Raw genomic sequence first — 16,564 nt, 5'->3', positions numbered from 1 at the left:
GCTTCGGCGTTCCTTTTTTATGTAATAGGAAATTCCAATAGAATCCCCTATTACATAAAAGGCACTATATGCCGATGATGCACACTCGCACGAAGATGTATTTTGTCGCAAGCGACCGTGCTCGGTGCGAGAATGTGTTTCACACATTCTTTTTTATTTCATAGCGAATTATATTAGAAAATTAATGTGACTCTGTGCTTTTGACAAATTTTGCATATTAAGTTATGTATACTTATTTTCGTTGCAGGAAAGCATTTTCTGTAAACTATTATGCAGGGTATACCTGATTGTGCAATGGAGGTGAGAGTGAATTGTAATATACATTGATGTATTATTTGGAATTAATTATTGTATGGATTTGATTGTTATGGTTATGGTAAACAAAATAATGCATTATCATACATCACTGCCCCGTCTGCTGCTTTCTTCCACTTTGGGGGCAATATGGTCAGTCATTGCAATATGTATTCCGGATGAATATAGGCTTTTCGTTAATTGGTGCACATATTTAATCATCACTGGATTAATGCTTATGATAATTAATAGTCCATTAAATATTATCAAGGGAAGTTCAGGAAAGATTAATTGGTTTGCTATAAGGAGTTATATAAAGGACTTGTTAAAAGGCGTAGCGGTAATGATTGGCATAGCAGTATTTCTTGGCGGTGCGATACATTTACTCGTGTACTATACATATGTTGGCTTTGTAATAAAGAATATAATGATAAACAACAGGCAGTTGGTTATATATGCAGTCGTGGCGTATCTTATGCTCATCATACTGGTACGAAGCAAAGAGAAGCTCAATAGAAAAATGCAGATATATGTAGTAACAGTGGTTATTGGGGACGAACGTATTACATTAAAGGGAATGATAGACACTGGAAACCAGCTTAGTGATTATTATTGTAATAAACCAGTAAATGTTATGGATAAGAAATGTTTTGACAAGGTTCTTTCTAAGATAAATGATTACAGCAGAATAAGATATCATCTTATTCCATACAGGAGTGTAGGTATGGACACAGGAATGATAGAGGTAATTACAGCAGATTACATATACATATCCAATGATGTTAAGACGAAAGCTTATAAAAATGTGCTTATAGGATTGTCAGAGGTATGCGTATCACAGGCAGGGGAATATCAGGCACTTATTAATGGACATATGATGCAATAATGAGCACAAAGATGCTCATCATATGCACCCCCAAAAGCGTCACGGGACATATGATGCAATAATAAACAGGGTATGTCGGCGGTGCTTTCGTATTCCTGTAAAGACAAAAGAAAGCACCGTAGAAAAGAGGAGTAAGATAGTGATTAAAGTGGCAGTTGCAGATCGTTTTCAGCTTAAGGTGGTACCTTCTATTAAGAATTTTTATATGATGGGGACAAGAGAAGTTCATTATATAGGAGGTACAGAGGTGCTGCCAGCACCGCTTGATATTGAGGAGGAGAAAAATGTGCTGGCAATGTTAAAGACTGATAATGACGATTATGCATAAGAAAATGCTTATAGAACATAACTTAAGACTTGTTGTATACATAGCCAAGAAATTTGATAATACAGGTGTTGGAGTAGAGGACCTTATATCAATTGGCACAATAGGTCTTATAAAGGCAATTAATTCATATGACAGGGATAAGAATATAAAGCTTGCAACTTATGCTTCAAGATGTATAGAGAATGAAATTCTTATGTATCTTAGAAGAAATAGCAAGGTAAAAGCAGAGGTGTCAATTGATGAACCACTCAATGTTGACTGGGATGGCAATGAACTTTTGTTATCTGATATTCTTGGAACTGAAGATGATGTGTGTTATAAAGACCTTGAAAATGAGGTTGAGATGAAAGCATTAAAGAGGGCGATTGGCAATTTGTCTGAGAGGGAGAGAATTATAGTCGATTTAAGATATGGTCTTAGTGATAAAGATGGAGAGGAAAAGACACAAAAAGAGGTCGCTGATATGCTTGGAATATCGCAGTCATATATATCAAGACTTGAAAAGAAGATTATAAAGAGATTAAAAAGAGAAATGGTGAGAAGCTGTTAAACATTTTACTTGACAATCCGCTTGTATTCTAAGAAAATAGAAAGGGTATGGATTGGAGAGATAATAATGAATAATAAGAATAATACATCATTTAAGTGGGACAGAATATTCGGAGTGGCTTCATTAGCAGCTATATTAATATTTGCCGTAATGTTATATATTGACTGTGGAGCTTCGATAAGGTCAATTATGAATATAGGAAAGACAACATCAGATGAGGTAACTGATGATGGGCTTTTGCAGAACAATGAGGATAATAGCGAAGAAAGTAATAATAAGACAATTAACTGGTCGTCTAAGGCAATAGTCTGTATAGATGCTCCTCACGGTGGAAGTGATACAGGACAGTACGACGGAACTAACTATGAAAAGACACAGATGTTATCTTTAGCTGACAGCGTTAAGAATGAGCTTGAAAGTGCTGGCGTTACAGTTGTTATGACAAGAACAACTGATACATCGGTGGATTATACCAAGCGTATAGAGATATGCAATAACGCCAAAGCAGCGGCACTTGTGTCATTTCATAGGGATATTACTGATAAGTCAGGAAGCAGTAGGGGAATAAGTGCGTGGATTCATACCTCTTCCCCATCTAACTCTAAAAGCCTTGCGAGTGATATTATGGAAGAGTTAAATGGAGTAGATGTAAGCTTATCGGGAGTGAATACGGGTACTCCTGATAATAAGAGCAAAGATTATTACCTGAACCAGCACAGCAAAGTAGCGAGCTGTATAATAGAGTTAGGCAATATGTACAGCAGTAAGGATAATAAACTTGTAACAACAGATATAGACAATACAGCTAAGCTTATAGCTGATGGAATTATGAAATACTTAGAACAGGCAGGTTATACGAATGGCAGTAATTAATCAGAAGAACATAAGAAATTTTTGTATTATAGCACATATTGACCACGGCAAGTCAACTCTTGCCGACAGAATTATAGAAAAGACAGGACTTCTTACAAGCAGGGAAATGCAGGAGCAGGTTCTTGATAATATGGATATTGAGAGGGAGAGGGGAATTACAATAAAGTCGCAGACAGTAAGAACTGTATACAGGGCTCAGGACGGCGAAGAATATATATTCAATCTTATTGATACTCCGGGTCACGTTGACTTTAACTATGAGGTATCAAGGGCACTTGCGGCTTGTGATGGTGCTGTACTTGTAGTAGATGCGGCACAGGGCATAGAGGCACAGACACTTGCCAATGTATACCTTGCACTTGACCACGACTTAGAGGTATTTCCTGTTATTAATAAGATTGATCTTCCAAGTGCAGAACCAGACAGAGTCAAAGATGAGATTGAGGATATTATTGGAATAGAGGCTCAGGACGCTCCGTTAATTTCAGCAAAAAATGGTATTAATATTGAGGAAGTTCTTGAACAGATAGTAAAGAAAATTCCAGCACCTACAGGTGATGCAGCTAATCCTTTATCTGCACTTATATTTGACTCGTTATATGATGCGTATAAGGGTGTTATTATATTTGTAAGAATAGTAGAGGGTACTGTAAAGAAGGGTACTAAGATAAGAATGATGGCAACCGGAGCAGTAGAAGAAGTAGTTGAGGTAGGTTACTTCGGAGCTGGTCAGTTCATACCTTGCGATGAATTAAGTGCAGGTATGGTTGGATATATTACAGCAAGTATTAAAAATGTTCAGGATACGAGAGTTGGTGATACTGTTACAGATAATGACAGACCTGTATCAGAGCCGCTTCCAGGTTATAAGAAGGTCAACCCTATGGTGTACTGCGGTCTGTATCCAGCAGACGGTGCAAAATATCAGGATTTAAGAGAAGCATTGGAGAAGCTTCAGCTTAATGATGCTTCACTCCAGTTTGAGCCTGAGACATCTATAGCACTTGGTTTTGGTTTCAGATGTGGTTTCTTAGGGCTTTTGCATCTTGAGATTATACAGGAAAGACTTGAGAGAGAATATAACCTTGACCTTGTAACAACAGCACCGGGAGTTATATATAAAGTCCATAAGACTAATGGTGAAGTTATAGACCTTACTAATCCGTCTAATATGCCTGATCCATCAGAGATAGACTATATGGAAGAACCTATGGTAAGCGCTGAGATTATGGTTACAACCGAATTTGTTGGACCTATTATGAAACTTTGCCAGGAACGCCGTGGTGTATACAACGGTATGGAATATATAGAACAGACAAGAGCACTGCTTAAGTATGACCTTCCGCTTAATGAGATAATATATGACTTCTTTGATGCGTTAAAGTCACGCTCAAGAGGTTACGCTTCATTTGACTATGAAATGAAGGGATATGAGAGGTCTAACCTTGTTAAGCTTGATATTCTTATCAACAAGGAAGAAGTGGATGCACTTTCATTTATTGTATTTGCAGGAAGTGCGGAGGAACGTGGAAGAAAGATGTGCGAGAAGCTTAAGCAGGAAATTCCTAGACAGCAGTTTGAGATTCCTATTCAGGCGGCCATCGGAAGCAGGGTTATAGCAAGGGAAACTGTTAAGGCACTTCGTAAGGATGTACTTGCCAAGTGTTACGGTGGTGATATTTCCCGTAAGAAGAAGCTTCTTGAAAAGCAGAAGGAAGGAAAGAAGAGAATGCGTCAGATTGGTAACGTAGAGATACCACAGAAAGCATTTATGAGTGTATTAAAGTTAGATGAAGAATAATAACGAACTGGGGATATATATACATATCCCCTTTTGTATGCAAAAATGTATATATTGTGATTTCTTATCTGCACCAGCAGATGATAAGACGAAAAGCAGTTATGTTAAAGCTTTAATTAATGAGATAGCATTAAGTGAGGCTGGTCTTGATAAAAATGTAACTTCAATATTTATCGGTGGTGGAACTCCGTCAGCAATAAATGCTGAATATATTAAAGATATATTAGAGGCTGTAAAGCAAAGATATCGTGTTGATGGCAATGCAGAGATAACAATAGAATGTAATCCAGGTACAATAAATAGTGAAAAAGCATACATTTACAGGGAAGCTGGGATTAACAGAATAAGCTTTGGATTGCAGAGCACTGATGATAAAGAGCTTCGTATGCTTGGAAGAATTCATACATTTGAACAGTTTAAGAACAGCCTTGCCATAGCAAGGAATGCAGGCTTTACTAATATCAATATAGACCTTATGTCAGCACTTCCGGGTCAGACCATAGAAAGCTTTACCAGAGTGCTAAAGGAGGCTGTATCACTTAATACAGAGCATATATCTGTATACAGTCTTATAATAGAAGAAGGCACAAGGCTGTATGATAACATAGACAATTATCCGGATATTCCTGATGATGATGACGACAGGAAAATGTATGCACTTACTAAAGAGATATTAGGTCAGGCAGGTTATGAAAGATACGAAATATCCAATTATGCCAAGGCAGGTTATGAATGTAAGCATAATCTTAAATATTGGGATAGAACCGATTATATCGGTTTTGGAATTGGTGCAGCTTCATTATGTAATCATAAAAGGTATACTAACATCAGCAATATTAATAATTATATTAAGGCATTATGTGTGGAATATGCTGATAATAAAGAAAGCAATAAAGAGTGTATTGTGGAAAATATAAAGAATATCCAAGAGACTCTTAAGAATTCTTTAGAAATAAAGAATAACTGTCAGGACCTTAAAGAAAATATAGAGGTTCTCACGCTGGAAGATGAGATGGCTGAATATATGTTTCTTGGTTTAAGAAAGTCTGCTGGGATTGATATATGCGATTTTAAAGATATATTTGGAAAAGATATATACAGTGTATATAAAGAGCAGATAAAAGATAATATAGCAAAAGGTCTTTTGTGGCAGAATGGTACAAGAATAGCACTTACAGACAGAGGCATAGATATAAGCAATACTGTTATGTCTGATTTTGTGTAGAAATAAATATGCGTGGTGCTTATCGTCTGGATGGCGGTAAACACCACGCATATTTTATAACTCTGAAAAATTCAGTCAGGTAATTTAATTGACAGTATAGTTATAAATATATTATGGGGTTAATTCCTTAATAAAAGTTCTAGGTGTAATGCCTGTGTAAGCCTTGAATTCCCTCTGGAAATGTGCCTGGTCAGAATATCCGGCATTGGCAATATAATCGCTGTTTTCTTTGTATGGGTCATTTATAATATCAGATATGATTTTCTGAAATCTGATATTCTTGCAGTAATCTTTAGGACCTGCACCATATGCCGATTTGAATAATCTGTTAATGTGCCGTTCAGAGTACCCTGACATTTCGGATAAATCAGATATATGAATATTGCCGGAAGCTTTCTTTATCTCATTAGCCATATGTATGATATTGTCAGGGACAGCTATATATTTTTTGCTGTCATTAAGGAAACATATTAAAGCTTCAAGCTGTCCGTCAAAATCTTCGGCTTGGATTAATTCAGATATAAGTCTGTATTCAAAAGACTCTGTGGCAGGTTCGTATTCAAATACCTGATTGGCAATTGAAGCTGGAAGCACGCTGTCATCAACGGATGGTGCAAAATAACAGCCCTTATCCGCAAAACGAATTCCAAAATAATAATCAAAATCTCCAAAAGTATAGTCAAAACGTCTGCTTACTGGTCCAATACAGTAGAAGGAAGAACTGCTGTTATTCTTATTATATCCTATTATCCATTCTGCACTAGAGCATGGAATAAGAGTGGATACTTTCCTACTTGCAGAGCCGGTGGTGTTGTCTATGGCGTATACAAGCATAGTCTGTGGCACGGTTATATATTTGTAATTGATGTGCTGTTTACCATCTGAGCTGTTATATATTGCTGGATTAAATAATAATGGCTGGTGTAAATGGTCTTTCATAAGTACCCTCCTGATTTTATAATTGCATTAATTGGTATTATTATAATATCAGTGTCAAAGTCATTTCACTTCTGATATTATATACATTAAAATAATGTTGATAAGTAGTATATTTGATTACATTTATAAAATAATAATAAAACAAATATTAAAAAAGTCAATAATATGTCCGATTTTTTCAATACTTATTTGGAAAGATATGTATAATTAAACACATAAATCAAACAGTTGATTGCACAAAGGCGTGTATCCATTATATATGGTTACACGTCTTTTTTTGTTTTATTTAACTATAGGAATAAAGCAGCCGTTTAGTAACAACTGTTATGATACCAGATGAAACCTGATCAACTTCATCAACCACAATAAAAAGTATTTGTCAAGGGTACATAAATAAATATTATGTGCCGGCGCGAACAGGGAGGAAACGAATATGGCAATAGAAGAATTAACAAGCTTGATAAGCGACCAGACATTTGGTATATGGTTTCTTATAGGTGCTGCATTAGTATTCTGGATGCAGGCAGGATTTGCAATGGTTGAGACTGGTTTTACCAGAGCTAAGAACGCAGGTAACATTATTATGAAGAACCTTATGGACTTCTGTATAGGAACAGTAGTATTCATAGTAATAGGTTTCAGTTTATTATTAGGTGAAGATTTATTAGGTTTTATTGGAAAACCTGGATTTGATATTTTTACAGCATATGATAATTTCAATTTTTCAAGTTTCGTATTTAATTTAGTATTCTGTGCAACAACAGCTACTATTGTATCAGGAGCTATGGCAGAGAGAACAAAGTTCCTTTCATATTGTGTATATTCAGGTGTTATATCAGCACTTGTATATCCTATTGAAGCACACTGGATATGGGGCGGCGGCTGGTTAGCACAGTTAGGCTTCCATGATTTCGCAGGTTCCTGCTGTATACATATGGTTGGTGGTATATCAGCTATTATAGGTGCTAAGATATTAGGACCTCGTATTGGTAAATTTGTTAAAGATGAAAATGGTAAGGTAGTTAAGGTTAATGCTTTCCCAGGACATAGTATTCCACTTGGTGCACTTGGTGTATTTATATTATGGTTTGGCTGGTATGGATTTAATGGTGCAGCTTGTACAACAATTGAGGATTTAGGTTCGGTATTCCTTACAACAACAGTTTCACCAGCAATTGCAACTGTAACTTGTATGGTATTTACATGGATTAAGTATGGTAAGCCGGATGTTTCAATGTGTCTTAATGCTTCACTTGCAGGACTTGTAGCTATTACAGCTTCTTGTGATGTAACAGATGCAGCAGGTGCAATAGTAATAGGTATTGTAGCAGGTCTTTTGGTGGTATTTGGTGTATGGCTTCTTGATTATAAGCTTCACATTGATGATCCGGTTGGTGCAGTAGCTGTTCATATGATGAATGGTATATGGGGTACAATCGCAGTTGGTTTATTTGCTACAAGCAAAGCCCCTGGTTATGCAATTGCTATTGAGAGTGGTGCGATTAAGGCAGAAGGTTTATTCTACGGTGGTGGATTTACACAGCTTGGACTTCAGTTATTAGGTTTTGTATCAGTAGCAGCATGGGCTGCTGTATGTATGACAATCGTATTCTTTGTAATCAAGGCAACAATTGGACTTAGAGCTACAGAGGAAGAGGAAATAAAGGGTCTTGACATATGTGAGCACGGACTTACAAGTGCATATGCAGGATTTGAACTTGGTACAGCGGGTATGCCAGATATAACATATGAAGATGTTGTATCAGTTGGTTCAGAAAGCATGGAAAACTCAGTTCCAGCTATGATTAAGACATCTGATATTCCAGATGAGAATAAGATTACTAAGGTAGAAATCCTTATGAAGCAGGAGCGTTTCGAAAAGTTAAAGAAGGCTATGAACGACATCGGAGTAACTGGTATGACAGTTACGCAGGTACTTGGCTGTGGCGCTCAGAAGGGTGCTCCAGAGTATTACCGTGGAGTTCAGATGGAAATGCAGCTTCTTCCTAAGGTACAGGTTGAAATGGTTATTTCCAAAGTTCCTGTAATGGATGTTATCAATGCCGCAAGAAAGGTACTTTACACAGGTCATATCGGTGATGGTAAGATATTCGTATATGATGTGGAAAATGTAGTAAAGGTTCGTACAGGTGAAACAGGATACGATGCACTTCAGGGCGAAGATGACTAATTCCCAATAAATTTGATTTAATATTACCCATAAAGATGTAGACACATTTTGGATATGACTGCTGTTAAGTGGCAGTGCGATATCAATAAAATGTGTCTGCATCTTTTTTGATTTTACAATTATTATAATATGCGTTAGTATGTCTATAATATATTAAAAGACAAAACGATTAAGTAATGTTTGGTATATTAAGCATTTTGTTAATAATAATATAATTAAACATAAAAGGCAGGAAAGGGATTAAGATATGGAAAGATATGATATAGCTATAATAGGAACGGGCCCAGCAGGTGTGTCAGCGGCAATAACTGCTAAGATAAGAGGCAGGAAAATACTCCTTATAGGTAATAACAAGATTAGTGATAAAGTGTCAAAGGCACATATAATAAAGAATTATCCTGGTTTTATTGATATTACAGGTAAGGAACTGTCACAGGCATTTAACAATCACCTTAAAAGTCTTTCAATAGATATAACAGAAGATATGGTGAATGCAGTGTATGCAATGGGAAAATATTTTCATATACAGGGCAAAAAGAATAATTATGAGGCACTTACAGTTATACTTGCAACAGGTGTAGATGTTACAAAGCCATATGCAGGTGAATATGAAAATCTTGGACGTGGTGTAAGCTATTGTGCTACCTGTGATGCCGCTTTATATAAAGAAAGAGAAGCGATAGTTATAGGATTTAATGAGGAGGCTTTAAGCGAAGCAGAGTTTCTTGCACAGACGGCTAAGAAGGTGTATTATATGCCTCTTTATAATAAGGATAAAGATATAAATACATTACAGGCAGGCAAAGATTCATTAAAAGATAATATTGATATTATTAAAGGAAAACCGCTGTCAATTGAGCGTAGGGAGGATAAAATGGTTCTTATTATGGAGGACAGAGAACTTGCGGCAGACGGAATATTTGTATTAAGGGAGTCGATGAAGCCAGCCCAGTTAGTTCCAGGAATTAAGATAGAAGATAACAAAGTAATTACAGATAAAAGTATGGCGTCTAATATAAAAGGTTTATATGCGGCTGGTGATATAACAGGAGTACCTTATCAGTATGTTAAAGCGGCAGGGGAAGGAAATGTGGCGGCACTCTCAGCTGTTGGCTATCTTGCAGCTCTTAACAGGCAGTGAAATAAGGAAAGATATAAAATAAAAAAACTATGTATTACATCAGGATTGGATAAGACTGACCTAAGTCCTGCCAGTTAGTTAAAGTAAGAGATTTTAACTAACTGGAATAGATGATGTAATACATAGTTTTTTGTTCTAATATTAAATACTGATTGATATTATTTTGGGTTCATATTATTGATTGCTGCTCATTAATTATTAATTCCGTGGTGTACATCAGGGCTTGATGTTGTCAAAGGAAGGAATGTGTATCCGTTAGCAAGTCCCCACTGGATTATGCTCTCAACTGCATCAACGCTGAAGCTCTTAATATCGTGCTGTAATACAACGGATACATTATGGCTCTGGATACCATTGATTACATTCTGGTATACCTCACTTGTGCTTGTTGTTCCACCGGCATCGCCGCTTGATACGTTCCAGTCATAGTATTTATAACCTTGGTCAGTAACATCTTTTGCAAGCTCAGTCATAATTCCTTTGCAGTATTTCTTGCTGACAGAATTAGAACTTCCACCTGGGAAACGTACTAATGTTGGACGGCTTCCAGTCTGCGAATATATAATATCTGACATTTCGTTCAAATCATCAAAATAAGCACCAACACTTGAATAGATCTGCTGGTAATTATGGGAAGCACTGTGTATTGCAACTGTATGTCCTGCAGCGGCTTCCTTCGCAATCATATTCTGATATCCGCTGTTTACATTGGTTACAAAAAATGTAACTTTTATGTTATATTTGGCAAGCACGTCAAGAAGCTGCTGTGTGTAAGCACCAGGACCATCGTCGAATGTAAGGTATACAACCTTTGAACCGGGATTGACAGCGGCAGAGTCAGCCTGCTTTACGGCTTCAACAGTTACAGTTCTGTCAATTGAGTTGGTGTTGCCAAATTTGTCAGTAGCTGTATAAGTTAAAGTATAGTCACCAGAACGGTAATTCTTAACTTCACCAGATACTGTTATGCTGTCTGAAATGTCATTGCCGTGGGAATCTGTGGCAGCAGCACCGGTATCTTTGTATTTAGTTCCGGCTTTAATTGTTACATGGCTGTCACCATTGAGTGTGAGTGAAGGAGCAATTCCGTCATTATATTCAACAGTTCTTGTAACAGTTGTCTTATTGCCAGAGGAGTCGCTGACAGTGTAAGTAACGACATTGTCCTTTTCGTGGCGTGTAACCTTATCGGTAATATCACCATCATAATTGTCAGTGGCTGTAAAACCTTCTTCCTTATAAGCTTCACCTGTCTTAGGGTAATATCCCTCAACTGTGTTAAGTTCTATCACGGGAGCAGCTGTATCAACGACTTTAACTTCTCTTGTCTTAGTCGATGAAAGAAAGCCTTTCTTAGCTTTGTAATGTATATGGTATGTTCCGAGTTTAGAGCAGTCTACTTCGCCGCTTATTGATACATCAACAGATTTATTCTTAAAAGAAAGTGTATTATACGAAGCTGAAGCTCCTTCCTCTGTATATGTATCACCATATTCTATTGTTTCGTTTTCTTTTCCATTTACAATGATATTGATGTTAAATAAGGAAAAAAATAAAATTACAAGAAGCAATAGTACAACTACAACAGAAGTAATTACTATTATAAGCTTTTTGTTCTTAAGTTCTTTTGTAATCATAGGTGTTATCTCCTGACTTATTATTCTAACTAGAGCATTATATTCCTTTTTATAGAAAAAATTAACACTTTTTTGAAAAAATATTAAATTTTTAAAAAGATTTTTTTGGGATATATTTTAATAATATAGTAAAAATACTTTTGCATTCTGAATAATCAAATATTACAAAAATAGGTACAATAGATTTTAGATAATGGCTTTACTTTTTTGTCGAATAATACTAATATACATATATAGAGAGATTATTATCTCATATTTCGATTTAGGAGGTTATATAACAATGGCTAGAGAAAAACAGTCAATGGATGGTAATACAGCCGCTGCTCATGTTGCGTATGCATTTACAGAAGTAGCTGGTATCTATCCTATCACTCCTTCCAGCCCAATGGCGGATGTTGTTGACCAGTGGTCAGCAGCAGGAAGAAAGAATATTTTTGGTAACACAGTAAAGGTAACAGAGATGCAGTCTGAAGCAGGTGCTGCTGGTACAGTACATGGTTCACTTGCAGCAGGTGCTCTTACAACAACATTCACAGCTTCACAGGGTCTTTTACTTATGATTCCTAATATGTATAAGATTGCTGCTGAACAGCTTCCTTGTGTATTTGATGTATCAGCTCGTACAGTTGCTACACAGTCACTTAACATTTTCGGTGATCATAGTGATGTTTATGCATGTCGTCAGACAGGTTTTGCTATGCTTGCTGAGACAAACCCACAGGAAGTTATGGACTTAAGCCCAGTTGCACATCTTGCAGCTATTGATGGCAAGGTTCCATTCATCAACTTCTTTGATGGTTTCCGTACATCACACGAGATTCAGAAGATTGAAAAGTGGGATTACGAAGATCTTAAGGAAATGTGCCCAATGGACAAGGTTGAAGAGTTCCGTGCTCATGCACTTAACCCTAACAAGCCAGCTATGCGTGGTTCACATGAAAACGGAGATGTATTCTTCCAGCATCGTGAAGCATGTAACACAGTATATGATGAACTTCCAGAAGTAGTAGAAAAGTACATGAAGAAGGTTAACGAGAAGCTTGGTACTAACTACGACTTATTTAACTACTATGGTGCACCTGATGCAGACAGAGTTATCGTAGCTATGGGTTCTATCAACGACGTTGCAGAAGAAGTTATTGATTACTTAACAGCTAAGGGTGAGAAGGTTGGTCTTGTTAAAGTAAGACTTTACCGTCCATGGTCATCTAAGGCACTCTTAAAGGTTCTTCCTAAGACAGCTAAGAAGGTTGCTGTTCTTGACAGAACTAAGGAACCAGGATCACTTGGTGAGCCACTTTACCTTGATGTTGCTACAACACTTCGTGAAGCAGGTCTTAACGATATCACATTAGTTGGTGGACGTTATGGTTTAGGTTCAAAGGATACTCCTCCTTCATCAGTATTCGCTGTATATAAGGAATTAGAGAAGGATGAGCCAAAGAACAGATTCACAATCGGTATTGTTGATGATGTTACTAACCTTTCACTTCCAGAGGTTAAGCCAGCTCCTATTACTTCAGCTCCTGGTACAGTAGAATGTAAGTTCTGGGGTCTTGGTGGTGATGGTACAGTAGGTGCTAACAAGAACTCTACTAAGATCATCGGTGACCATACAGATAAGTATATTCAGGCATACTTCCAGTATGACTCTAAGAAGACAGGTGGTATTACAATCAGCCACTTAAGATTTGGTGATAACCCAATCAGAAGTCCATACTATATCAATCAGGCTGACTTCGTAGCATGTCATAATCCTTCATATGTTGTTAAGGGTTATAAGATGGTTCAGGATGTTAAGCCAGGCGGAATCTTTATGATTAACTGCCAGTGGTCAGATGAAGAACTTAATCAGCATATGCCAGCAGAAGCTAAGCAGTATATTGCTAAGAATAATATCCAGCTTTACACAATCAACGCTATTGATAAAGCTATTGAAATCGGTATGGGTAAGAGAACTAACACAATCTTACAGTCAGCATTCTTCAAGCTTGCTAACGTAATGCCTATTGATGAAGCTGTTGAATATATGAAGGCAGCTGCTAAGAAGTCATACAGCAAGAAGGGTGATGCAGTAGTTGAGATGAACTATAAGGCTATCGATGCAGGTGTTGATGCAGTACATAAGGTAGAAGTACCAGCAGACTGGGCAACAGCAGTTGATGATAAGAAGCCAGTTGAAAGAACAGGACGTCCTGCTACAGTTAAGATGGTTAACGAACTTCTTGATCCTATCGGAAAGATGGATGGTGACAGCCTTCCAGTATCTGCTTTCAAGGATATTGCAGATGGTCAGTTTGAGACAGGTGCTTCAGCATACGAGAAGAGAGGAACAGCCGTTATGGTTCCTGAGTGGGATCCAGCAAGCTGTGTTCAGTGTAACAGCTGTGCATTCGTATGTTCACACGCAACTATCAGACCATTCATTCTTGATGCTAAGGAACAGGCAGAAGCTCCATCACAGATTAAGCTTGCTGATTCTAAGCATGCAACAGACACAACAATGAAGTACACAATGTCAGTATCTCCATTAGATTGTATGGGATGTGGCGAATGTGTTACTGTATGTCCTAAGGCTGGAGAAGCTCTTAAGATGGTTCCACAGGAATCACAGGCAGAAGAGCAGCCAGTATTCGATTACCTTGTAGCTAACGTAGGTAAGAAGGATATTAAGCCAGCATTAGTAAATACACCAATTGGTTCTCAGTATAACCAGCCACTCCTTGAATTCTCAGGAAGCTGTGCAGGATGTGCAGAGACATCATACGCAAGATTAATTACACAGTTATTTGGTGAGCAGATGTACATTTCTAACGCTACAGGTTGTTCTTCAATCTGGGGTGGTCCAGCAGCTACATCACCATATACAGTTAATAAAGATACATTAAAGGGACCAGCTTGGGCTAACTCATTATTTGAGGATAATGCAGAACATGGTTTTGGTATGTATCTTGGACAGAAAGTTCTTCGTGATCAGGCTATTGGCAAGATCGAAGAGATGGCTGCATCTGATAAGGCAACAGATAGCTTTAAGGCAGCAGCAGCTAAGTACCTTGAGACAAAGGATGATACTAAGGCTAACACACCAGCTACAGAAGCTCTTATTGCAGAACTTGAAAAGGCAGCAGCAGATGGATGCCCAACAGCTCCAGAAGTACTTGCTAAGAAGGATTACCTTGCTAAGAAGTCTGTATGGATCTTCGGTGGTGATGGTTGGGCTTACGATATCGGTTTCGGTGGTCTTGACCATGTACTTGCTTCAGGCGAGAATGTAAATGTTATGGTATTTGATACAGAAATGTATTCTAATACAGGTGGACAGGCTTCTAAGGCTTCTAACATCGGTGAGGTATGCCAGTTCGCAGCAGCTGGTAAGGAAATCGGCAAGAAGTCATTAGCTGAAATCGCTATGAGCTATGGCTATGTATATGTAGCACAGATTGCTCTTGGTGCTAACCCAGCGCAGGCATTAAAGGCTATCGAAGAAGCTGAAAGCTATAACGGACCATCATTAATCATTGGTTATGCTCCTTGCGAACTTCACGGTATCGCTAAGGGTGGTATGAACCACTGCCAGGATGAAATGAAGAAGGCTGTTAAGGCTGGATATTGGAATCTCTTCTCATTCAACCCTGCATTAAAGGCTGAAGGAAAGAATCCATTCACATTAACATCTAAGGAAGGCGACGGCTCATATCAGGATTTCCTTAACAATGAGGCACGTTATACACGTCTTGTTAAGCCATTCCCAGAAAGAGCAGAAAGACTCTTTGCTAAGTCTGAGGAAGTTGCTAATGAGAGATATCAGCATTTACTCAAGCTTGTTGATTTATACAAGTAATTGTAAATTAAATACCTGAGTAATTATCTTTACAGATAATTATCCGGATATTATGGTTATGAACCCCTTAACATATAATTTAATTGTTAAGGGGTTCTTTTTTAAACAAAAGATTGGAGGCTTGTATGAGTGAAAAAGGTGCATTAAAAAACAAAAAAATAGAAGTAATAGCATTGGTAATCCTTGCGGCTTTTATAGTTGCACTTGGATTCCTTGTATACAGGTATAATAAGAATAAAGATTTCATATACGAGAAACATTTACAGGAAAATGTTATAACAATTAATGGTGAGAACATAACTTTGAAAGATTTCTCTTATTATGTGTATGTTGTGGAAAAGAAGATAAATGAGATGGCGTTACAGTATAATCCTGATGATGCTAATGAATTTTGGAATACACATTTTAAGAATTCACTTGACAGTGTGTTTACAAGGGATTATGCTAAACAACTGGCGATAGATTTATGTGAGTATGATTATATAATGGAATATGAGTCAACAGTATATAATCTATATCTGACAGATAGTGATAAGCAATCGTGCAAATCAAATGCACACGATACCTATGAAGATATGTCTGAAAAAGCTCATAATAATACTAAGCTGACAGAAGACGATATATATAACATCTTGTGTCGAAAGAAGCTTGTTGAGAAATATGTAACAAGAGCTGCACAGAAGGTACAGGAAGAAGGCTTTGAGGGCGACAGTTCGTTGTTTAATTATGATGGCGATTTCTACAAAGAAAAGATTAAGATTAAATATGATGTTACTGAGAATCACAAGCTGTTGGATAAAATAACAATGGGCAGAGTGACGGTTAATTAGAACGGAACACTTTAGCGGACAAGGAGAA

Annotated in this window: 12 protein-coding genes; 10 read left to right on the top strand and 2 right to left on the bottom strand. The window is 37.3% G+C overall.

Annotation, left to right across the window (positions count from 1 at the left end):
- Positions 1 to 310 precede the first annotated feature (310 nt).
- The 6 genes from C7390_RS02620 to hemW all read left to right on the top strand — a co-directional run bounded on the left by C7390_RS02620 (position 311) and on the right by hemW (position 5,957).
- Complete coding sequence (locus C7390_RS02620) at positions 311 to 1,180, top strand: sigma-E processing peptidase SpoIIGA (RefSeq protein ID WP_318255787.1); 870 nt, start codon at positions 311 to 313, stop codon at positions 1,178 to 1,180.
- Between the two features lie 22 nt (positions 1,181 to 1,202).
- Positions 1,203 to 1,508: a hypothetical protein gene (locus C7390_RS13855; protein ID WP_456362869.1), complete on the top strand. Its 306-nt coding sequence runs from the start codon at positions 1,203 to 1,205 to the stop codon at positions 1,506 to 1,508.
- Complete coding sequence (locus C7390_RS02615) at positions 1,492 to 2,058, top strand: sigma-70 family RNA polymerase sigma factor (protein WP_456362868.1); 567 nt, start codon at positions 1,492 to 1,494, stop codon at positions 2,056 to 2,058. The genes C7390_RS13855 and C7390_RS02615 overlap by 17 nt, the downstream gene beginning before the upstream one ends.
- A gap of 66 nt (positions 2,059 to 2,124) precedes the next feature.
- Positions 2,125 to 2,931, top strand: coding sequence for an N-acetylmuramoyl-L-alanine amidase family protein (locus C7390_RS02610; RefSeq protein ID WP_116443543.1), 807 nt, complete (start codon positions 2,125 to 2,127; stop codon positions 2,929 to 2,931).
- On the top strand, positions 2,918 to 4,732 hold the full coding sequence (lepA, locus tag C7390_RS02605) for a translation elongation factor 4 (protein ID WP_022501384.1): 1,815 nt from the start codon (positions 2,918 to 2,920) through the stop codon (positions 4,730 to 4,732). The genes C7390_RS02610 and lepA overlap by 14 nt, the downstream gene beginning before the upstream one ends.
- Positions 4,722 to 5,957, top strand: coding sequence for a radical SAM family heme chaperone HemW (gene hemW, locus C7390_RS02600; protein ID WP_116443542.1), 1,236 nt, complete (start codon positions 4,722 to 4,724; stop codon positions 5,955 to 5,957). Before lepA ends, hemW begins: the two co-directional genes overlap by 11 nt.
- A gap of 111 nt (positions 5,958 to 6,068) precedes the next feature.
- Here the strand turns inward: hemW and C7390_RS02595 are convergent, their stop codons facing one another.
- Positions 6,069 to 6,896: a helix-turn-helix domain-containing protein gene (locus tag C7390_RS02595; RefSeq protein ID WP_022501382.1), complete on the bottom strand. Its 828-nt coding sequence runs from the start codon at positions 6,894 to 6,896 to the stop codon at positions 6,069 to 6,071.
- 433 nt (positions 6,897 to 7,329) lie between these two features.
- Between C7390_RS02595 and C7390_RS02590 the strand changes: the two genes are divergently transcribed.
- The gene (locus tag C7390_RS02590) at positions 7,330 to 9,087 is read left to right on the top strand and encodes an ammonium transporter (RefSeq protein WP_022501381.1); all 1,758 of its coding nucleotides are present in this window, start codon (positions 7,330 to 7,332) and stop codon (positions 9,085 to 9,087) included.
- Between the two features lie 247 nt (positions 9,088 to 9,334).
- On the top strand, positions 9,335 to 10,228 hold the full coding sequence (locus tag C7390_RS02585) for an NAD(P)/FAD-dependent oxidoreductase (RefSeq protein ID WP_116443541.1): 894 nt from the start codon (positions 9,335 to 9,337) through the stop codon (positions 10,226 to 10,228).
- Between the two features lie 191 nt (positions 10,229 to 10,419).
- Here the strand turns inward: C7390_RS02585 and C7390_RS02580 are convergent, their stop codons facing one another.
- Positions 10,420 to 11,865: a polysaccharide deacetylase family protein gene (locus tag C7390_RS02580; RefSeq protein ID WP_116443540.1), complete on the bottom strand. Its 1,446-nt coding sequence runs from the start codon at positions 11,863 to 11,865 to the stop codon at positions 10,420 to 10,422.
- A 280-nt stretch (positions 11,866 to 12,145) separates the two neighbouring features.
- Between C7390_RS02580 and nifJ the strand changes: the two genes are divergently transcribed.
- Together nifJ and C7390_RS02570 are read left to right on the top strand one after the other, a co-directional pair.
- Entirely contained in the window at positions 12,146 to 15,706 is a 3,561-nt protein-coding gene (gene nifJ, locus C7390_RS02575) for a pyruvate:ferredoxin (flavodoxin) oxidoreductase (RefSeq protein ID WP_116443539.1), read from the top strand.
- A 125-nt stretch (positions 15,707 to 15,831) separates the two neighbouring features.
- The gene (locus tag C7390_RS02570; protein WP_116443538.1) at positions 15,832 to 16,536 is read left to right on the top strand and encodes a hypothetical protein; all 705 of its coding nucleotides are present in this window, start codon (positions 15,832 to 15,834) and stop codon (positions 16,534 to 16,536) included.
- Positions 16,537 to 16,564: the final 28 nt, after the last annotated feature.

This window comes from Bacteroides galacturonicus, from assembly GCF_003096855.1.
Taxonomy (GTDB): Bacteria; Bacillota; Clostridia; order Lachnospirales; family Lachnospiraceae; genus Lachnospira; species Lachnospira rogosae.
This window is presented reverse-complemented; position numbering and strand designations above follow the sequence as displayed.